General features: G+C 54.1%; 18 protein-coding genes. 4 read left to right on the top strand and 14 right to left on the bottom strand.

Annotation, left to right across the window (positions count from 1 at the left end):
* Positions 1-23 precede the first annotated feature (23 nt).
* On the top strand, positions 24-821 hold the full coding sequence (locus CHH67_RS09220; RefSeq protein ID WP_095264875.1) for a Cof-type HAD-IIB family hydrolase: 798 nt from the start codon (positions 24-26) through the stop codon (positions 819-821).
* A gap of 236 nt (positions 822-1057) precedes the next feature.
* Here CHH67_RS09220 and CHH67_RS09215 read toward each other — a convergent pair whose 3' ends face one another.
* The 9 genes from CHH67_RS09215 to cysT form a co-directional block, all read right to left on the bottom strand.
* On the bottom strand, positions 1058-1819 hold the full coding sequence (locus tag CHH67_RS09215) for a TioE family transcriptional regulator (protein WP_095264874.1): 762 nt from the start codon (positions 1817-1819) through the stop codon (positions 1058-1060).
* Positions 1820-1936: 117 nt separating this feature from the next.
* Positions 1937-2722: an MBL fold metallo-hydrolase gene (locus CHH67_RS09210; protein ID WP_095264873.1), complete on the bottom strand. Its 786-nt coding sequence runs from the start codon at positions 2720-2722 to the stop codon at positions 1937-1939.
* A 118-nt stretch (positions 2723-2840) separates the two neighbouring features.
* Positions 2841-3074 (bottom strand): hypothetical protein, encoded by a 234-nt coding sequence (locus CHH67_RS09205; protein ID WP_095264872.1) that lies wholly within the window; start codon positions 3072-3074, stop codon positions 2841-2843.
* The gene (locus CHH67_RS09200; RefSeq protein ID WP_095264871.1) at positions 3071-4102 is read right to left on the bottom strand and encodes a TIR domain-containing protein; all 1032 of its coding nucleotides are present in this window, start codon (positions 4100-4102) and stop codon (positions 3071-3073) included. Before CHH67_RS09200 ends, CHH67_RS09205 begins: the two co-directional genes overlap by 4 nt.
* Positions 4103-4238: 136 nt before the next feature.
* Positions 4239-5546: a serpin family protein gene (locus CHH67_RS09195; protein ID WP_244908136.1), complete on the bottom strand. Its 1308-nt coding sequence runs from the start codon at positions 5544-5546 to the stop codon at positions 4239-4241.
* Between the two features lie 289 nt (positions 5547-5835).
* Positions 5836-6897, bottom strand: a complete 1062-nt coding sequence (locus CHH67_RS09190) for a sulfate ABC transporter substrate-binding protein (protein WP_095264870.1) — start codon at positions 6895-6897, stop codon at positions 5836-5838.
* A 38-nt stretch (positions 6898-6935) separates the two neighbouring features.
* Positions 6936-7997 carry a sulfate/molybdate ABC transporter ATP-binding protein gene (locus tag CHH67_RS09185; protein WP_095264869.1) on the bottom strand — a complete coding sequence of 354 codons (1062 nt, stop codon included), beginning with the start codon at positions 7995-7997 and terminating at the stop codon, positions 6936-6938.
* A 1-nt stretch (position 7998) separates the two neighbouring features.
* Complete coding sequence (locus CHH67_RS09180; protein ID WP_095264868.1) at positions 7999-8796, bottom strand: sulfate ABC transporter permease subunit; 798 nt, start codon at positions 8794-8796, stop codon at positions 7999-8001.
* A complete protein-coding gene (gene cysT, locus CHH67_RS09175; RefSeq protein WP_095264867.1) occupies positions 8793-9608 on the bottom strand; it encodes a sulfate ABC transporter permease subunit CysT in 816 nt (271 codons plus the stop codon). The genes CHH67_RS09180 and cysT overlap by 4 nt, the downstream gene beginning before the upstream one ends.
* A 191-nt stretch (positions 9609-9799) precedes the next feature.
* Between cysT and CHH67_RS09170 the strand changes: the two genes are divergently transcribed.
* A complete protein-coding gene (locus CHH67_RS09170; protein WP_095264866.1) occupies positions 9800-10201 on the top strand; it encodes a secondary thiamine-phosphate synthase enzyme YjbQ in 402 nt (133 codons plus the stop codon).
* Positions 10202-10374: 173 nt separating this feature from the next.
* Here CHH67_RS09170 and CHH67_RS09165 read toward each other — a convergent pair whose 3' ends face one another.
* From CHH67_RS09165 to CHH67_RS09155, 3 genes are all read right to left on the bottom strand, one after another.
* Complete coding sequence (locus CHH67_RS09165; RefSeq protein WP_095264865.1) at positions 10375-10968, bottom strand: TetR/AcrR family transcriptional regulator; 594 nt, start codon at positions 10966-10968, stop codon at positions 10375-10377.
* A 6-nt stretch (positions 10969-10974) separates the two neighbouring features.
* On the bottom strand, positions 10975-11607 hold the full coding sequence (locus CHH67_RS09160; RefSeq protein WP_095264864.1) for a YigZ family protein: 633 nt from the start codon (positions 11605-11607) through the stop codon (positions 10975-10977).
* A 186-nt stretch (positions 11608-11793) separates the two neighbouring features.
* Positions 11794-13149 (bottom strand): glucose-6-phosphate isomerase, encoded by a 1356-nt coding sequence (locus CHH67_RS09155; protein WP_095264863.1) that lies wholly within the window; start codon positions 13147-13149, stop codon positions 11794-11796.
* Between the two features lie 257 nt (positions 13150-13406).
* On the opposite strand from CHH67_RS09155, the gene CHH67_RS09150 reads away from it, so the two are divergent.
* Positions 13407-14300, top strand: coding sequence for an NAD(P)-dependent oxidoreductase (locus CHH67_RS09150; protein ID WP_095264862.1), 894 nt, complete (start codon positions 13407-13409; stop codon positions 14298-14300).
* A gap of 238 nt (positions 14301-14538) precedes the next feature.
* Positions 14539-15450, top strand: coding sequence for a copper amine oxidase N-terminal domain-containing protein (locus tag CHH67_RS09145; protein WP_095264906.1), 912 nt, complete (start codon positions 14539-14541; stop codon positions 15448-15450).
* 262 nt (positions 15451-15712) lie between these two features.
* Here CHH67_RS09145 and ppnP read toward each other — a convergent pair whose 3' ends face one another.
* Entirely contained in the window at positions 15713-16030 is a 318-nt protein-coding gene (gene ppnP, locus CHH67_RS09140; protein ID WP_095264861.1) for a pyrimidine/purine nucleoside phosphorylase, read from the bottom strand.
* A 292-nt stretch (positions 16031-16322) separates the two neighbouring features.
* Positions 16323-18344, bottom strand: coding sequence for a transketolase (gene tkt / locus CHH67_RS09135; protein ID WP_095264860.1), 2022 nt, complete (start codon positions 18342-18344; stop codon positions 16323-16325).
* Positions 18345-18810 lie beyond the last annotated feature (466 nt).

Below are 18810 nucleotides of genomic sequence, written 5' to 3'. Positions count from 1 at the left end.
GAGATCGAAGAGGAGAGAATACCATGACCACTTACAAACTGATGGCCATCGACATCGACGACACGCTCATTAATGACGACAAAGAGGTTACCCCCGGTGTACAGCGCGCGCTGGAGCAGGCGGTTGCCAAAGGCGTCGTAGTCACCCTTGCAACCGGTCGGGCTTATGCATCCGCACAGGCGATCGCCCGGCAGACCGGACTGAATGTGCCGATCATTACGTATCAGGGTGCACTGATCAAAAATCTGCTGGATGAAAAGGTGCTCTACGAGCGCTATTTCCCGGTGGATGCTGCCGAGAAGCTGTATGAATACTGCGTTCAGCATAACCTGCACCTGCAGACGTATATCGATGACAAGCTCTATTCCCGGGAGGAAAATGAGAAGCTGATCGATTACTGCGCCCTGAACCGCACCCCTTATTATATTGAGCCGGACTTCATCCAGGTCGTGCGCAAGCCGACGCCAAAAATGCTCATCATCGATGATCCGGACTACCTTGATGAGTTGATTCCTGTATTCAAGGAGCTGCTTGGCGACCAGGTTCATATCACGAAGTCCAAGCCGCATTTCCTCGAGTTCATGCACAAGGAAGGAACCAAAGGGCATGCCCTGACGTTCCTGGCGAACCATTTCAACTGTGATCTGAGCGAGACGATTGCGATCGGGGATTCCTGGAATGATCATGAAATGCTCGAGGCAGCCGGGCTCGGCGTCGCGATGGGAAATGCGATCGAGCCGCTGAAGGCTATTGCTGACTATGTAACCTTGAGCAATAACGAGGACGGCGTGAAGCACGTGATCGAGAAATTTGTGCTCTAATGAAGTCCAGTACTGCCCGGCAGCTGTTGCCGGGCAGTATTATATTAGGCAAGGAAGGACGACGAACCGGATAAGCTTGCCTGACTGCGGGCACGCATAAGCTGCCCAAGCGCCGGGTCCGGAGGGCATGCAGACAGCCGCTCAGATTTACCGGCCGGCCGCCTTCCGGTGCTTGGCTTGCTCCTTTTTCATTGCCCCTCTCCCTCTCACTCTCACTCTCCGCCTCTGCCGATGGATTACGTCCCGCCGCCCTCGAATGTATGCAGCGTCCGCGTCAACGCAGCATCGCTGCCATCGATCAGCCCGAGCTCGATGCACAGTTCCACCAATTTGTAGACACCGTAAAACTGCTGACGAATTCGCTCGTGAATGACAGACAGCGCCTCCCGCATCATTTTCCGGGCCTGCTCAATGCTCTGGTGCTCGACCGCCTGAACAATCCCCTTGATCTTCTCCAGAAAAAACACTGTTTTGCGCAGGGAACGAATCAGCAAAATTTGCCTGACATGAAGCGGCGTATAGAGCCGGTAACCATTGTCCGGATTCCTCTCCGGGCTCAGCAGCCCCTCCTTCTCCCAGTGGCGAATGGCCGATGTCTCCACATCCGCCAGCTCGGCGACCTCGCCAATGGTCATACGCGGCTTCAGCCGCTTTCCTTTCACCATCTCCAGCGACGGGTCCTCCAGCAGTGCCAGCGTTTGATCCGCCAGCATTTTCTCCTGCTGCAGCTTGGCCTGCTCGGCATTAACCAGCCACAGTGCGTCATCAAGCTCCCGCTTCTGAATGAAGCGCAGCACTTCATAAGTCATCCCGTAGCCGAATCCGGGAAACATCGCCCGCAAGCAGCGAAAGTATGCAACATGCTCGCTCGTATACAGGCGGTGGCCATTCTCGGCCCGCTCCGGGGGCGGCACCACGCCCCACGCTTCATAATGCCGCAGCGCGCTGGTGCTGATCTGCAGCTCATCTGCGATTTCCTTCGGCTTGTAGTACCGCATAATTCCCTCCTATACCTTCTTCAGATCCGTCCCGCATACGCCTGTGGCGCGCATTCCGTGCCTCGACCTGCCCCATAATTCCGGGCGAACCTACCGTGCACTTCCGTCTATCTTGCTCTACGACTCCTGGGCCAGTCGCACTTTCATTCCCGTACATGCCAATCGGACACCCTCCGGCAAAGACAGGTCCCCCCGCACGTCCACATCATGGGACATATGGGTATAAACCGTCTGGCGCGGCTTCAGTTCGGCCAGCAGGTCAGCCGCTTCGCGCATATCATAGACCGACCGCGTTGCAAATGCCGCCTTCTCATGAACAAAGCTCGTCCCCAGCACCAATAGGTCCAGCCCCCTCAAGTGCGCCTTCTCCTCCGCGTTCAAATCGATGGAATCCGAATTGTAGGCCCAGACGAATCCGTTCTTCTCCAGCCGGTAGGCATAGGAGTAGCCGTTCTTGCCATGGTTGACTCTCCAGCAGATGATGTGCCAGCCGCACAGTTGTACTCCATGATCCACAGCCGTCATCTCCAGGTTGCCCGGCAGCCAAGGATACTGCTCCACAATCTTGCTCAGCACCTCCTGCGGAGCGTACAGATTGCCCTTCTCGCCGAGCCAGCGGCACGCATCCGCCCATTCCGGCAATCCTCCGATATGATCGAAATGCGGGTGGGTAACCAGAATGTGTCTGACTGTTCGCTGACCGATATGCTCCATCATGACGCGCCAATCCGGACCGCAATCCACAAGGAAAAAATCCGCTCCACTCTCGATCATCACCGAGGAACGGAGCCTCCGGTTCATCCCTGTATCGCGCGCCTCTGCACAGACTGCGCAGTCACAATAGACCCTCGGCACCCCCATTGCATCTCCCGTTCCCAAAAACGTCAATTGATCTGCACTCATTGTGATTATGCCTCCCTGTCAATGTCCTGGAAATCCGGGCACCGTACAGCATATCCGGATAACACAATAAAGCCGCCCGGAATGTATGCCGAACGGCCTGCTATCGTTACACTATGATTTATGCGAATGATGGCTTCTTGTCATCTACAGCTCCGCTGATCACCTTGACGTATTTTTTGTCGACGCCTTCAACCGAAGGGCCTACAAATACACCGTTCTTGTTCTGCCGTCTTCCTGTGCGCTTCTTCGACTTCAGCGAGCTTGTCATAGGAATCGGACCTCTAACCACCCAGCTGCCGTTGGCGGATCCTTGGTTGCCTTCTGTCGATTTCTTTTTCTCTTTTCCGCTCATTGCGAATCCCCTCCAACTAGATACCTGATGGTGCGAAGCAACTCCCGATTCTGCTCCACAACCTCTGCGAGGTCTTCATCGTCAAGCATTTCATGTCCTGTAAAATGGACCGACAGCACATGATTCACACCTAAAGGATAGCAGAACACATACACCTGCGCAACTTCCTCCTCATGATAAAATGCCCATTTTCCGCTATGATACACGTCCAGCACATAAATCGACTGATTGCTCGGCGAGCGTGCTTCGTCACCATCAAACGGGAAAAATCTCCCTCTTCCTACATTACCCCCGATATGCGCAATCCCTTCATCCCCTCTTCGTCCCCAGAATGCGGCCCCGGTTACCCGGTAATCGCCGCGGGCCGGAGGGAGCAGGGAATTGCGCACCGCTTCGCTGAGCGCATGAAACTTCTCCGTCTCATCCGTGACCTGTACGTTGCGGTTAAACTCCCAGAAGAAATGAAGCACGCTTTGCTTCCGCCGGAGCTCGGCTTCCTTCTGCTCAATGATGTCCACCGGATCGTGGTAAAATCCTTCCTCGGCAATGGCGTTCATAATATGTCCGCAGGCCACATCCACCGCTGATTTATAATCCCCGTCGCTCCGAAGCTCGTATTCCAGCAGCGTGATGCCCTGCAGATCGGATAGAAGATGGTATTCCTCCACTGTCGCATCGTGTATCAAGTCTTTCTCCGGCTCAACCTGATCGGGAATCATGCAGTACACCCTTCTTCTGCCAAGCCTTCCCCAGAACAGCCCCATCTCAAACAAGGTGTTGTCGCGGGTGATAAACACATGCTTGCCCCGAATCAGCGCAATGTCATCCGGGGAAAATACGAACACGCCAAAATCACTGGACGCCAGCTGCTTCTCCAAAGCTTCCATCGTATACATGTTCGGCCCGAACGTTCCGCCGTACCACGGTGTCACCTGCGCGGCCCGCTTAATCTGTTCATGTATGGCCCTAGCATACTTAATGGCCTCTCTGGAAGAACCTATGAATAAATTCGGCTTTGGTATGGACATAGGCACCATATTCCCCTTTGTTATACAATTTCGTCTTATCGACCATTATAACAAAGTTTCCTATTTTTGGCTGTATTTCAGGAATCATTCCATCTGCCAGCAATTCACCACCAACTGCTGTCTGATATAGTATATGCTAAGGTTGATTGACAGACCCCATAAATAACCATGCGCCTGTATCCCGATCTTCGATGGCGAAGAAAAACGGGCGATCGACATGCGTGATAACCGGCTCGGACGGCGGCGCTGCGCTTGTCTGCATCTCGATACCCGTCACCGCCGCTGCTTCCGTGCCCGCCTCATGGACGTCAATGTACACCTTGTGTTGAACCCGGCCAATAAAAAAGTCAGCCCCGTTATCCGCCATCCGGCTGAAATCCGCCGCCTGGTCTTGAAAAGCTGCCCTCATGCCGAGCTGCTCCAGCGCAGCTGACAGCTCGGCTGAAGCCTCCAGCTTGAACTTGGGCAAGGCCAGATCCACCTTCTCCATGGCAAAGCCCTCCCTCCATTCCAGCTCGTTCTCCCACAGCGCGGTATGCATAATATCAAGCGAGGATTGTTCTGACGGCAGCAGAATGAGCATCTCCATTCGCCCGTCTCCGTACGGAAGCCGAACAGCCTGCCAATCCTCGCTTTCCTTGTAGGCAAAGCGCTCCTCCTGCTGCATCATCTGAACCTCAGACAGCTTGCCATCCGGCAGCTTGAACGAATCCTTGACCGTCAAGGACGGGTCAAATGCCTGCTTCCAATTGCCGTTGAAATAGACCGCATTGATCAGCATCGCAGCTGCATTCGGAGGCTCATCAAGGATCTCGCTGATCTTGCCACGGGTTTTCTCCTCGACCCAGCTGTTGATCTCCTCCACCGCTTGTGAACTCGTCAAGTCCGTTTTCCGAACCTCGGCTCCGTAGCTGTCACGGACCGCACTTATATACGGCTGCTGGAGCATCACTCCCTGATGATGCCATACCGAGTTGGCTACATTCAGCAGCACCCCGCCGCCCTGCTCAAGCAGAAGTTTGAGGTGCCGGTTGTTCTCATTAATCTCATCCAGGTCCATGCCCGACCAACCCAGCACCCCCGCCATCTCCTCCTGCGTCATCCCGGCGCTGCCGTTATACGCCAGCGCCAACGCAGCCGTAATGCTGTAGGGAGACAGCATCACATTCGGCTCCGCCGATGACTCCACCAACTGCTGATGGATCGATAGCCCCAGCCGGTTTTGAGCCTCGATCATCTCCCTGTTCACAGCAGACAGCAGGCGTTTCCGCTCATCTTCCGTAAGCTCCGGCACCTCCCTGGACGTATTGACTGAATCATGACGCTTGCTCTGCTCCTTGTCCAAATGCAGCTCCCCGCCATTCTCCCCTTGTCCAGGACCGCCACAGGCCGTCAATGCCAGCAGCACCGCTAGGCCAAGCATCGCCCATCCGCTTCTCCCCATATTCGAACCTCCTTCGTGTAGGTCATCTTATCAACCCGCTTCTTTCCTCGTTATTAGACGAAGTATTGCACCAGGATGTTGCGGCATGCGGAGATGCAGCAGTTCTCCCCCAGCATGCCCTTTATCTTGAACGGCGAGAGGGAGGGCTTTCAGGGCTTTCAACTCGGTCTTGGATTGGGGACGTGCTGCCGAACCAGCACACAGGCTACAGGCTTATATAACAAAAGGCTTTGCCCCGTCCTTCGACGAGACAAAGCCTTTCATGCTACCGCTAGTCATTCAATTCATCTTAAATGCCGGCCAGCACCTGATACCAGATGCCCCGCTTGGAATACAGTGTTTCCCGCACATGATCCCAACCACCGAGATATTCGATGTCAAACAGGCCCGGAGGCTCGGTGAACATCCCCTTCGTCCGTTCTGCTACGGACTCTTCCACCGGCCGGAATCCGTATTTCACAAAAATGTCCTGGGCCTCGGGAGAACGTAAATACGCAATAAACGCCTCGGCCACATCCGTCGTTCCGCGCTCGCTCGCATAGCGATCCACCACCACGGCCGGATTCTCAATCAGAATGGTATCATCCGGAATTACGATATCATAAGCGACGCCCTGGGCGATGCGTGCCAGCAGCTCATTCTCATACGTGACGATCACATCGCCGACGCCGTATTCGAAGGCGGCCATCGAGGCCCTGCCGCTCTTGTCGAGCGACTCCACATTGCGATGGACGGCTTCAAGGAACGCCTTGGCCGCTGCCGGATCCTTCACGCCGTTTTTCTCCTCCGAACGTTTCAGACCGGCGCCATAGATGGCATTAATATCCCACTGGGCGCCTCCGGATGTTTTCGGATTCGGATACAGCACCTTCACATCCGAACGGGTCAAATCCTCAAAATCCTGAATGCCTTTCGGATTGCCATCCCTCGTTCCAAGGACGACGATCGACCGGGTAATCATCCCGCCATAAGGCTGCTGATTCCAATCCTCCCGGACCAGCCCCGATCTGACCAGTTTATCCACATCCCCCTCCAGAGCAAGCAGCGATACATCTGCCTCAAATCCGCCGACGATGGCCCGCGCCTGTGTCCCGGAGGCTTCATAGGATTCCTGGAAGCTGATCGTCTCTCCGGTCTCTTCCTTCCATTGTTGCTGGAAATTCGGAATGATCTCAGCCATGGCATCCTTCACAACGCTGTATGCCCCGATGACAAGCGTTCGCTCTCCCGGCCTTGACACCACTTCGGCCGAAGAAGTTTCTTGATCGGCGCATCCCGTCAGCAGGATCGTGAAGAGCAGCGCCATGCCTGCCGACAGCAAGGCTACCCGCCTCCAAATTAAATTATGCATGAACACCCTCTCCCTCTTCCTCTCCCTCTTGCGCCTTCTCAGATCATGATCGGCATCGGGTCAACCTTTAAGCCATTCTCCTCGATCCAGCTGTTCTCATCATTGAACAGATAGGCCCGGTGCACCAGCACCCGAACCTCCTGCCCCGGATGCAGCGTTTCCTTCTCCAGCGAGCGGTAGGTGATCAGCTTGTTCCCTTTAACCTCCACTTCCACCAGCCATTCGCTGCCCCGGAAGTGCAGGTGGCGGACGATGCCCGTCTCCGTTGCCGACAACACCGGAAAGTCCGTCTCGCTGCCGATCTCGATATATTCAGGGCGGATCAGTGCGCGCACGTCATGCTTCGCGGCTGATTCAAATCCTTTCAGTTCGGAAGCCTTGTCAACCACGGTGGATTCGCCAATAAACGAAGCGACGAACGGCGTTCTCGGCTCCTTGTAGATGTCCCAAGGGGTTCCTTTCTGCTCCACCTGTCCTTGACTAATAATCATAATTTCATCCGCGACTTCAATCGCCTCATCCTGGTCATGCGTCACGAATATCGAGGTGATGCCAACCCGCTCGATCAGCTCTCTCAGCCAGGAGCGCAGCTCCTGCCGGATCTTCGCATCGATGGCTGCAAATGGCTCATCCAGCAGCAGCAGCTGAGGTTCAGGAGCGAGGGCCCGGGCAAAAGCGACCCGCTGTCGCTGTCCGCCGGACAGCTGATGCGGATAGCGGTGTTCAAAGCCGGAAAGTCCGGTCAGCTCCACCAGTTCCATTACCCGATCCTTGATTTTGGCCTTCGTCGCTTTCTTGACCTTGAGGCCGAAAGCAATATTATCAAACACCGTCATATGCTTGAACAGCGCATAGCTCTGAAATACAAAACCGATGCCCCGCTCCTGCGGAGGAATGTCATTGACGACCTTGCCGTGAAACCGGATTTCACCGGAATCCGGTGTTTCCAGACCCGCCAGCATGCGGAGAATGGAAGTCTTGCCGCCGCCGCTCGGGCCTAGAAGGCCGATCAGGTGGCCTTTTTCAATCTCGAAGCTGACATTCTTCACGGCGTGAAAGGAACCAAAGTGTTTGTTAAGATCACGAACTTCCACATGCATATCAGTGCACTCCCTTTCTTTTTTTGGCCCATTCCATCACCAGCAGAAGGCCGACGGAGAAGGCTGCAAGTACCAGGGCGACCCCATTGGCCGCCGCGACATTAAAATTCTCGACATCCTGATACACAAGCGTCGTCGCTGTCTGCGTGTGGTTCATAATATTGCCGGATACGACCAGCACGGCCCCGAATTCGCCAAGCGAGCGGGCGACCGTCAGCACGATCCCGTATACGACCGCCCAGCGGATGGACGGCCAGGTCACCTTCGCAAATGTTGTCCAGCCGTAAGCCCCCAGCGTTGCCGCCGCCTGCTCCTGATCCTCGCCGATCTCCTGCAGCACCGGCATCACCTCACGAACCATCAGCGGAAACGTAACAAACAACGTAGCAATGACCATGCCCGGAAATGCATAGACAACCTTGAAGCCGATGCCTTCAAAGAAACCGCCGATAATGCTGTCCGGCCCCAAGAGCAGCACGATCATCAGGCCTCCGATGACGGGCGATACCGCGTACGGAAGATCCACGATGCTGTTAAGGACGCCCTTGAGCTTGCGGCTGAGCCAGGTTGCTCTGACCAGATATAAAGCCATCATGATGCCAAACAGCCCGTTAAGAAACGTAACAACGATAACAATCAGGCCCGTCATCATCAGCGCGTGCAGCGCCTCGGGACGAAGCAGCGCTGTCGCAAAACCGTCCAGCCCATGTTCGAACGCACCGACCGCTATACGGGATAGCGGAATGATCAACAAGATCGTGAACACCGCATACGTCAGGCCAATCCACAGTCTCCTCATGCCCGTCTCCCCCTCTGCTGCACCAGATTGATCACCCACAGAATCGCAAAGGAGAGCGTCAGGAGCATAACGGATACCGCTGCGGCTCCGACAGGGTTGTCACTTTCCACCTCGCCGAAAATAAAAACAGACGCAATGAGCGTTCGTCCGGGAATATTGCCCGCGACGAGCACCACCGCTCCGAATTCGGCCAGCGCCCTGGAGAAGGCGAGCATGCCGCCGCTGATGATGCCCGGAAGCATCGACGGCAGAACGACCTTGAAGAAGGTTCTTCTTCGGGATGCCCCCATCGTGTAGGCGGCCTCTTCCTCCAAGGGGTCAAGCTCTTCCAGCAGCGGCTGGACTGCCCGAATGACAAACGGAAACGTAACAAAGATCATCGCAATGACGATGGCCGGCTGATGAAACACAATCTGGAAGCCGAGACGCTCCGCAGCTTCGCCGATCCAGCTTCCCGGACCGAGCAGAAGCAAAATCATCAGGCCTCCAACCGCCGTCGGAAGCGCAAAGGGCAAATCTACCAAACTGTTTAACAACGTCCTACCCGGAAATTTGTATCTGATCAGCACCCAGGCGATCATCGTTCCGATGAGCACGTTGATGAACGTGGAGATCAGGCCCAGCTTCACTGTGAGCAGAACCGCCTTCCATGCGATAGGATCAGCGACGCTTTCGATCAGCGCTTCCCATCCGGCCGACAGCGACTGTACGTATACCCCGAATATAGGAAGCACGATCAATGCAAGAAAATACAGCAAAACTGTGCTTCGAAATCCCCATGTCCAGCCCTTATGACGAATCAGAGATGTCATTTAAAGTCCCTCCTGCCTCCGGATCGATATTCCGGTCGACTGCTTTACCCATGATCATTCACATTTCCTATTTGGATACTTGGTTTTTCTTAAACCTACTTTATCAAAAGGGTATTCCGATCGTCAATCCATCTTTTTGCAGATGTAGGGTAAAATATAGAAAACAAAAAAAGATATGGAGGTTATATCCTATGCTGTATACCGGGCATCTGTCTACACAAAAGCGTGATGAAATGAAGGATATTACGAGGGAAATCGCCTCCTTCGTCGAGGATAGCGGCGTGGCTGAGGGGACGGTGCTGATCTACTGTCCGCATACGACGGCAGGCATTGCGATCAATGAAAACGCCGATCCGGATGTAAAAAGCGATGTGCTGATGAGACTGGACGAAGTATACCCTTGGGAGCATCCCAAGTACCGTCATATGGAGGGCAACACCGCTTCCCATCTGAAGTCGATGACGTGCGGCCCTTCGCAAACCGTCATTATCCATAACGGCAAGCTTCTTCTCGGACGCTGGCAAGGCATTTACTTCTGCGAATTCGACGGGCCGAGACAGCGCGAATACATGGTTAAAATTATGCGGGGCTAGCTGGACAAGCCCTTGTTCCGTGTTATCATTCATAACCAATGCCAAAAAGCCAGGCGCATGCTAGGGGGCATGCGCCTGGCTTTTATACAGGTTTGGGTGGTTTCGTATTTCAACGCTAGAGCGTTGCAATCCGTTGAAGTATGCGGGTGCAACAAATCAGGTGCGACGAGGGATCAGACCTTGCTGTACAGGCTGCGGCACAGCACCTTGATGTGGGCGAGAGCGGCGGGTTTTATCTCATCAAACCCTATTCGGTCTTGAATATAGTAGGATATGAATCCATGCAGCGACAAAAACAACGTCCGCGGAACGGTTCTCCGCTCTTCTTCACTGTATTGATCATCAAGCAAATATTGACGGACCAGAATGGCAAACATATCAAAACATCGTCCCTGCTCAGCGCGGCAGTAAGCCAGCAGCTCCTCGTCCCGGATCATGAACATAATCTCGTACTGGTACGGATTGTCCAGGCCGAAACGAATGAATTCCAGCATCAGCTGCTCCAGCTTCGACATCCCTTCGCAGAGAGGCCTCGCCGACACTTCCAACAGCAGATCATTCAGATCGTTGAAGTCCTTCATAACGATGGCGTAGAATAGCTCCGCCTTTTCTTTAAAATGATAGTACAACGACCCGTGGCTATAACCAAGGTGCTGCCCGATGCTTCGCATCGAAATCGCCCTGTAACCCTTGGTTATGAACAAATGCCTGGCCGCTTCCAATATTCGCTCCCTCGACAATTCTCGCTCAACTGCTCTTCTTGCCATATTATTTTATTCCCCTTCAATAAAATAAAGCCGCTCTCCCTCCGTGATCGAGGACTGCCCCTGTGTTAAATCCACCATCCAGGCCTTGAAGTTCTCCGCCTCGCCGTCAAGCGGCAAGCAGGTGAGTGTTACCTTGTCAGCAAATACAGTCTCACCCATCCGAATGCCCCGGCCCCGCAGCGCGTTCTCTACCTTGCCCAGCCACGTATAATCCAGCTCTACAAAAATCTCGCGGTGAAGCACCCTTGTGATCGGTTCGCCGGCCTCGATCGCTGCCACGGCGCCGTCGGTGTATGCCCGAATCAGGCCGCCAGCCCCCAGCATAATGCCTCCAAAATAGCGTGTAACCACGATGGCGACATTCTTCAGCTCCTGGTTGCGGATCACCTCGAGAATCGGCTTGCCCGCCGTTCCGCTCGGTTCCCCGTCATCCGATTGCTTCTGGATCTCGTCCCGTTCCCCGATCATGAAAGCGGAACAGTTATGGGTTGCGTTCCAGTGCTTCTTCTTGATGTCTTCAATAAATGCCACAGCGTCCTCTTCGGTCTCCACCGGCATGATATGCCCGATGAAGCGCGATTTTCGAATGACAATCTCTTTCACGCCCGCTGCGCGCACCGTCTTATAACGTTCCAGCATGAACCGATAACCACCCCTTTACGACCGAGTCCCCCGCAATGTGCGCCTGCCCTCCATAGCGAGGACAGGCCGACTGACGGGTGTGCTCAAAAACCATTCATTTGCAAGAAAGCAGTCCCCGGGCACCTGTTATGCCGGCGAACTGCTTCCTTCAGCGTTATGCTTCTGTTGATGATGTGTTCGGGTTTACTCGGAAAGTCTTGCTTCTAGCTCAGCTTTTTCCTTCTCGTACCCTGGTTTGCCGAGCAGGGCAAACATATTTTTCTTGTAAGCCTCTACGCCCGGTTGGTCAAACGGGTTCACACCCAACAAGTAGCCGCTGATACCGCATGCCTTTTCGAAAAAGTATACCAGATATCCGAAAGAATAGGGAGTGAAATCTGGAATTGTCACAATCAAATTCGGCACTTGTCCATCCGTGTGCGCCAGCATCGTGCCTTGAAATGCCTTCTTATTCACGAAATCGAGCGTTTTCCCTTCCAAAAAGTTCAAGCCGTCGAGATCATCCGGATCGGCTTCAATCGCAATCTGCTCCGTCACCTGATCCACTTGAATGACCGTCTCAAAAATGTTCCGGCTGCCTTCCTGGATGAATTGGCCCATGGAGTGCAGATCGGTGGAGAAATCGACCGAAGCCGGGTAGATGCCCTTGAAATCCTTACCTTCGCTCTCACCGTACAGCTGCTTCCACCACTCCGATACAAAGTGCAGGGAAGGCTCATAGTTGACCAGAATTTCGATCGCCTTGCCTTTGCGGTACAACGCGTTGCGAACCGCTGCATATTGGTAAGCTTCGTTCTCGGCCACATTCGGGTTGCTGTATTCCTTGGCTGCATCCGCCGCGCCCTGCATCATCTCGTCGATGTTAATGCCTGCCGTAGCGATCGGGAGCAGGCCGACAGCCGTAAGCACGGAATAGCGCCCGCCTACGTCGTCTGGAATAATGAAGGACTCGTAGCCTTCCTCCGTCGCCAGCTTCTTGAGCGCGCCCTTCTCGCGGTCTGTCGTGGCATAGATCCGCTTGCGCGCCTCTTCCTTGCCGTATTTCTTCTCCAGCGCGGCACGGAAAATCCGGAAGGCGATTGCCGGCTCGGTTGTCGTGCCCGATTTGGAAATGACATTGATGGAGAAATCCTTGCCTTCAATCAGATCAAGCAGGTGGCTGACATATGTAGAACTGATGTTGTTTCCGGCAAAATAAATTTCCGGTGTCTTGCGCTTCTCCTTCGACAGCTCGTTATAGAAGGAATGCGACAGCATCTCAATCGCCGCGCGCGCCCCGAGATAGGAGCCGCCGATCCCGATCACAATCAGCACATCGGAGTCGCTCTGGATTTTGGCAGCCGCCTTCTGGATGCGGGCGAACTCTTCCTTGTCATATTCGGTCGGCAGGTTAATCCATCCGAGGTAATCGGAGCCTGCGCCTGTTCCTTGATGAAGCTGCTCGTGCGCCGTCTGAATCGGCTGGGCAAAATAATCAATCTCATGCTGGTGAACAAAGGAAAGCGCCTTGCTATAATCAAATTTTACTTTCTTGGACATTCGTTCCATCCTCCTATTATTTATTTCTACATTTCGCTTTAATTCGATATCTGCTAACTAGGATACTTGAATTCGCTCCCCCTTCGCAAGTAACACTCACGGGCGCCCCTCATATGGAGACTGGGCTCTCTTCATCACATCTCGTAACCCCGGATTACCGTCTCTTCCGATAGGATAACTTAGATTTATTGTGGTTCTGCATGATATGACGTGCTAATATAGAAGAGATTTGGAATCCACAAACGAAGGTGATATCGATGAAAAAAATCGGCTTTATCGGACTTGGTACAATGGGTGCGCCTATGGCCTCCAATCTGCTCAGACAAGGGTATGACCTCACCGTCTATAACCGGACTTCCGAGAAGTGCCTGCCGCTGGCCGAGCAGGGAGCGAAGACCGCTCCTACGCCGCGTGAAGCAGCGCTTGGACAGGACATTGTAATTACGATGGTGAGCAATGACGATTCGATTCGCGAAGTATTTTACGGCGAAGAAGGCGTGATCGCCTCCTTAAAGAGCGGGATGACGGTCATCGACTGCAGCACCATCTCGCCAAGCCTGGTTAAAGAAATCGCCTCGGCGGTCACTGGGCTCGGCGCTTCCTTCCTGGATGCCCCGGTTACGGGCAGCAAGCCGGCAGCGATTGATGGAACGCTCGTGTTCATGGTTGGCGGCGATCCCCAGGTTATCGAGGCTCACTCTGACGTCTTCGACACCCTTGGCAAAAAAGTTATCCCGATGGGCGAGAACGGCAGCGGCGCTGTAGCGAAGCTGGCGCATAACACCATTGTCGGCATCAACAATCTGGCGCTTGCCGAGGGCTTCTCCATCGCTGCCAAATCCGGCATACCGGCCGACCGCTTTCTGGAGCTGGTGCAGCTCGGATCCGCAGGCAGCAAGGCAGCTGACCTGAAAGGCCGCAAAATCATCGATGGCGACTTCAGCAACCAGTTCTCCCTGGCGCTGATGCTGAAGGATCTGAAGCTCGCCTCCTCCCTCACCGACGGGATGGGCATGCCTTCCCCGATGCTGAGCCTGGCGAAAAGCCTGTTCCAGGCCGGTGCCAGTCAGGGCTACGGAGACGAGGATCTGTCCGCTGTAGTGAAATGCTACGAGGCCTGGATCGGCCAAACCATCGGGCAGAAGCCATAATGTAATACACAGCTCCTTGCTCGTTCACCAGCGCTCATACAATATGTTCAACCAGAGCCTTAAGACCACATTCCACACTGCTTCCTAATTGTAAGAGCGGGGAGGAGTGTGGTTTTGTTTTCTTAAAGGATCTCATTTCCATTTTTGTTATTAAGGACTGCAACTATTGTCCATGTACAGACGTCTTATGATGGTAAAGGAGGAATGAATTACTATGCATCGAAATCTTCTCAAGACAATGGCCAGTACAGCCGCGCTAACAACGCTCTTCCTGTTGCCTGTATCCGGAGGCCCTGCAGTATCCGCTGCCCCGGCAGCCGCAGCACCAACAGCTATTATTAACAGTGTTCCCGCCGCCGGAGAGGTACTGATCCGGAATGGAACAACGTATGTGACGCTCACCGATCTGAAGCCGATGGGCAACTACAAGATTAGCTACGACAATAAGAAGAAGCAGGCGGTTGTCCAAGGCGATGGCAGAACGATCGAACTGACCGTCGGAAGCACCGCCATAACCGTGGACGGGCAGACGTTAGACGAATCTGCCGCTCCGCTGATCCATAAAGGTAAAGTGATGGTTCCGCTCCGCGCTGTAGCAGAAGCATTCGGGTCCCATATCGTTTGGAACAACGCTCAGAAAACAGCTTTTATCATTAAAGCGGACCCGCTCGTGATCGCAGATCTTCTGAGCTCCGATCTGTCCACCGCAAGGAATGCGGCAGTCCATCTGCCGTATGCTTCACAATTGAAGCTGCCGGAACTGGAGCTAACCCCGATGGAGATGCAAGGCGTTGACTTTTATTTTCCTCAAGGAGCATCCGACCGTTTCTTCATCGTCGACAATGATATTGTAAGTTACTTTGAAATCCGGGGCGGAGTCAAGCTGCTTAAGTGGCAGGGCAAGCTCGATTATGCTGCCGAAGCTCCGGAGAATCGCAACCCGTTCTTCCTGCCTGCTGTTAAAGCCGAGATCGGCGAATTGCCGGATGTGAAGAACTGGACCGTAGCCAAGTTCCAATTCCGTTATCCGGTTGGCGAGACCTACTACACGCTGCTGGACCGTACCAAGGAATGGGCCCAAGGCTCCGTGGAACTGGATACAAGCTCACCGGACTACAAAGGTGTAATCGTCGATATCCCGGAGGAATAACCTCATTATAGCGATAAATTTCAAGCCCTGCGTTGATATCAGACATTGACATCAACAGCGGGGATTAAGTAAGGGCCTGCTGCCTTCCTGCCGTCTGGCGTAGAGCGTCACGCGGGGTGAGCAGGAATGGAGGCCCTCGATGGGTTAAATAGCAGCTTGGATAGAAAGACCCCAATTCCCCTTCGCGCCGGGAACTGGGGTCTTCATCTCTTCATCTTGCTCCCTCTGCCATGCAGTTGATCTAAGAACAGGCGGATACCCTTTACGCCTTGGGATAAGAGCAGCAATAATCTGTAACTGTACGGATTTCCAGCTTAAAGCTTGAATCGCCGGGCACGTGGAATGTCGCGCTGCCCTGAATCTGTCTCCACTCCTGCTCCCCAGGCAGCAGAACGGACAGATCGCCGGACAGGATCTCCATAATTTCCGGACCGTCGGTGCCAAACTCATAGCTTCCCGGCAGCATAATGCCAAGCGTTACCTTCTGCCCGTCCTCCAGCAGCACCGTGCGGCTGGTTACGTTTCCCTCATAATAAATATTCGCGGCCTTTACAATTGTGGCATTGTTGAACTGTGACATGAACAAACCCTCTCCTTATTCAAGTTGTTGTATACATGAACAATGGCATGGCAAAGCCTTCGCCCCACCGGTCTGTTAGCTGAGATAAGCAGCCACATGGGCCATCTGCGAACGGCAGTTTATCTTCCGCCTGTTGCGCTGATGCGGCTCCTAAGCGGCTGTTCGTTCGAACAGGGGCCTGACATCGGGGCGAAACCCCTTCCGAATATATGGACGGCACCCGCTTAAGGCGGGTGCCGAAGCATTCCATATGAAGCTGTGATGGCTATAGCGCCATCTACAATTTACAGCATTACAGCAGCGCTTTTACACGGCTGACCACATTCTCAACCGTAAATCCGTACTCGGCGATGACACGATCGCCAGGTGCGGAAGCACCGAAGGTGCTGATGCCAAGAATATCGCCCTTCTCGCCAACGTAACGCTCCCAGCCGAATGGATGTGCCATTTCAACCGCAAGACGTGCTTTTACATCAGGCAGCAAGACGGAATCCTTGTATGCTTGATCCTGTTGATCGAACAGATCCCAGCTTGGCATGCTGATGACGCGAACCTGGATGCCTTCTTCGGCAAGCTTCGCCTGCGCTTTAACCGCAAGCTGAACCTCGGAGCCTGTCGCAATAATTTGCGCCTGGGCTTTGCCGGATGCTGCATCAGATACAACGTAGGCACCGCGTTTGATGCCTTCGCGTGCGTTCTCGGCCGTTCCGGCGAGAATTGGCAGGTTCTGACGAGTCAGAACAAGCGCCACCGGACGATCCTTGTTCTCCATCGCATACGCCCAAGCTGCGGAAGTCTCATTGGCATCGGCAGGACGAATGACCGTCAGCTGCGGGATGATGCGCAGTGAAGCAAGCTGCTCGATCGGCTCATGGGTAGGGCCGTCTTCACCAACAGCGATGCTGTCATGCGTGAGCACATACGTAACCGGAAGCTTCATCAGTGCAGCCAGACGGATCGCCGGACGCAGATAATCCGTAAAGACGAAGAATGTACCTCCGAAAATTTTCAGGCCGCCATGGAGGGCAATCCCGTTCATTGCGCCAGCCATCGCGAATTCGCGCACACCGTAGTAAATGTTGCGCCCTTCATAGCTATCCGCCGTAAAGTTCGCAAGACCGTTCAGATGGGTCATGGTGGAGCTTTCCAGGTCTGCGGAGCCGCCCAGCAATTGAGGCACTCCTGCCGTCAGCCCATTCAGCGCCTTACCGGAAGCAACACGTGTGGACATTGCACTGTCCTCCGGGCTGTATTTCGGAAGATCCTTGTCCCAGCCCTCAGCCAGGTCACCGGATTCGCCGCGCTCGAATTGCGCTGCCAGCTCCGGATACGCTTCTTTATATTTCTTGAATTGATCTACCCATGCCTGGTAAGCAGCGATACCGCGATCCTTCACTTTGCCGAAATGCTCGCGCACTTCCTCAGGCACATAGAAATCCTCTTCGTATACCCATTTGTAGAATTCCTTGGTCAGCTTCGCTTCCTCTGCTCCCAGCGGGGAACCGTGAGTACCGCCGTGACCGCCCTTACCCTGCTTGTTCGGGCTGCCGTATCCGATGACCGTCTTCACTTCGATCAATGTCGGACGGGACGCGTCAGCTTGCGCTTCCTGGATGGCCTTCTCGATAGCCGGAAGGTCATTGCCGTCCTCAACGCGCAGAACTTGCCAGCCGTAAGCTTCAAAGCGCTTCGCGACATTCTCCGAGAACGCCAGATTAAGCTCGCCGTCCAGGGAAATATCGTTGGAATCGTACAGCATGATCAGTTTGCCAAGCTTCAGATGTCCAGCCAGGGAAGCTGCCTCGGCGGATACGCCCTCCATCAGGTCGCCGTCGCCGCAGATCGCATACGTGTAGTGGTCGATGACTTTGAAATCATCTTTATTATATGTTGCTGCCAGATGCGCTTCGGCCATAGCCATACCAACCGCCATCGCAACCCCTTGTCCAAGCGGGCCGGTGGTAGCGTCAACGCCAGCTGTGTGCCCGAACTCCGGGTGGCCCGGCGTCTTGCTGCCCCATTGACGGAACTGCTTCAGATCCTCCAGCGACAGATCGTATCCGCTCAGGTGAAGCAGGCTGTACAGCAGCATGGAGCCGTGACCTGCAGACAGCACAAAGCGGTCGCGGTTAATCCATGCTGGCTCGTCGGGGTTGTGGACCATCGTTTTGGCAAACAATTGATAGCCCATTGGTGCGGAACCCATCGGCATGCCCGGATGACCGGATTTTGCCTTCTCGATTGCGTCGATCGCCAGCGTCCGAACCGTCGCAATGGACAGGTTGTCGATGGTTTGGTTGTTTTCGGTTGTCATGATTCGTCCTCCTCAAATCTTTTGCTTTTCGGACATTGCAAACCTCGATCCGAGCCGCTTCCGGGACACAATTACAGACGAACATAACCGATTCTATCCATAGATTGCTCATGGTAAGCCACTCATCCGATCCTTGCAAAATCCTGCCTTGAATAAAAGCTGCGAAAAATGAAGACTTCTCCTCCCCATCGCCGGCTGTTCATCACAACTTAGGAAATGGGAATGTTGAAAATATCATTTTGATATTCTTATTGTAACATCTGTGCCGGTTCATTTCCACATCCGAATTATGAATTGTTTCGCAAGGGCAGGCCCTTCCATGCATTATTTCCCTTATTAAACGGGTTATAACCGGCTGAACCGGAGTTCAGCCGCAGCGATGGGCAGATGCCTCTCCCGGCAACCGCCAGGCGGCGGTCTGATAACAAAAAAACGGCCGTTCAGGAGGTCATTCCTGAGCGACCGT

Source organism: Paenibacillus campinasensis (assembly GCF_002272015.1).
Lineage (GTDB): Bacteria > Bacillota > Bacilli > Paenibacillales > Paenibacillaceae > Paenibacillus_AQ > Paenibacillus_AQ campinasensis.
The sequence above is the reverse complement of the archived record's forward strand: the minus strand, read 5'-3'. Positions and strand labels throughout refer to the sequence as shown.

Bases quoted from the DNA above. Each gene is read 5' to 3' on its own strand.
- CHH67_RS09220 (WP_095264875.1), top strand. From the start codon at position 24: ATGACCACTTACAAACTGATGGCCATCGACATCGACGACACGCTCATT.
- CHH67_RS09215 (WP_095264874.1), bottom strand. From the start codon at position 1,819: ATGCGGTACTACAAGCCGAAGGAAATCGCAGATGAGCTGCAGATCAGC.
- CHH67_RS09210 (WP_095264873.1), bottom strand. From the start codon at position 2,722: ATGAGTGCAGATCAATTGACGTTTTTGGGAACGGGAGATGCAATGGGG.
- CHH67_RS09205 (WP_095264872.1), bottom strand. From the start codon at position 3,074: ATGAGCGGAAAAGAGAAAAAGAAATCGACAGAAGGCAACCAAGGATCC.
- CHH67_RS09200 (WP_095264871.1), bottom strand. From the start codon at position 4,102: ATGTCCATACCAAAGCCGAATTTATTCATAGGTTCTTCCAGAGAGGCC.
- CHH67_RS09195 (WP_244908136.1), bottom strand. From the start codon at position 5,546: ATGGGGAGAAGCGGATGGGCGATGCTTGGCCTAGCGGTGCTGCTGGCA.
- CHH67_RS09190 (WP_095264870.1), bottom strand. From the start codon at position 6,897: ATGCATAATTTAATTTGGAGGCGGGTAGCCTTGCTGTCGGCAGGCATG.
- CHH67_RS09185 (WP_095264869.1), bottom strand. From the start codon at position 7,997: ATGCATGTGGAAGTTCGTGATCTTAACAAACACTTTGGTTCCTTTCAC.
- CHH67_RS09180 (WP_095264868.1), bottom strand. From the start codon at position 8,796: ATGAGGAGACTGTGGATTGGCCTGACGTATGCGGTGTTCACGATCTTG.
- cysT (WP_095264867.1), bottom strand. From the start codon at position 9,608: ATGACATCTCTGATTCGTCATAAGGGCTGGACATGGGGATTTCGAAGC.
- CHH67_RS09170 (WP_095264866.1), top strand. From the start codon at position 9,800: ATGCTGTATACCGGGCATCTGTCTACACAAAAGCGTGATGAAATGAAG.
- CHH67_RS09165 (WP_095264865.1), bottom strand. From the start codon at position 10,968: ATGGCAAGAAGAGCAGTTGAGCGAGAATTGTCGAGGGAGCGAATATTG.
- CHH67_RS09160 (WP_095264864.1), bottom strand. From the start codon at position 11,607: ATGCTGGAACGTTATAAGACGGTGCGCGCAGCGGGCGTGAAAGAGATT.
- CHH67_RS09155 (WP_095264863.1), bottom strand. From the start codon at position 13,149: ATGTCCAAGAAAGTAAAATTTGATTATAGCAAGGCGCTTTCCTTTGTT.
- CHH67_RS09150 (WP_095264862.1), top strand. From the start codon at position 13,407: ATGAAAAAAATCGGCTTTATCGGACTTGGTACAATGGGTGCGCCTATG.
- CHH67_RS09145 (WP_095264906.1), top strand. From the start codon at position 14,539: ATGGCCAGTACAGCCGCGCTAACAACGCTCTTCCTGTTGCCTGTATCC.
- ppnP (WP_095264861.1), bottom strand. From the start codon at position 16,030: ATGTCACAGTTCAACAATGCCACAATTGTAAAGGCCGCGAATATTTAT.
- tkt (WP_095264860.1), bottom strand. From the start codon at position 18,344: ATGACAACCGAAAACAACCAAACCATCGACAACCTGTCCATTGCGACG.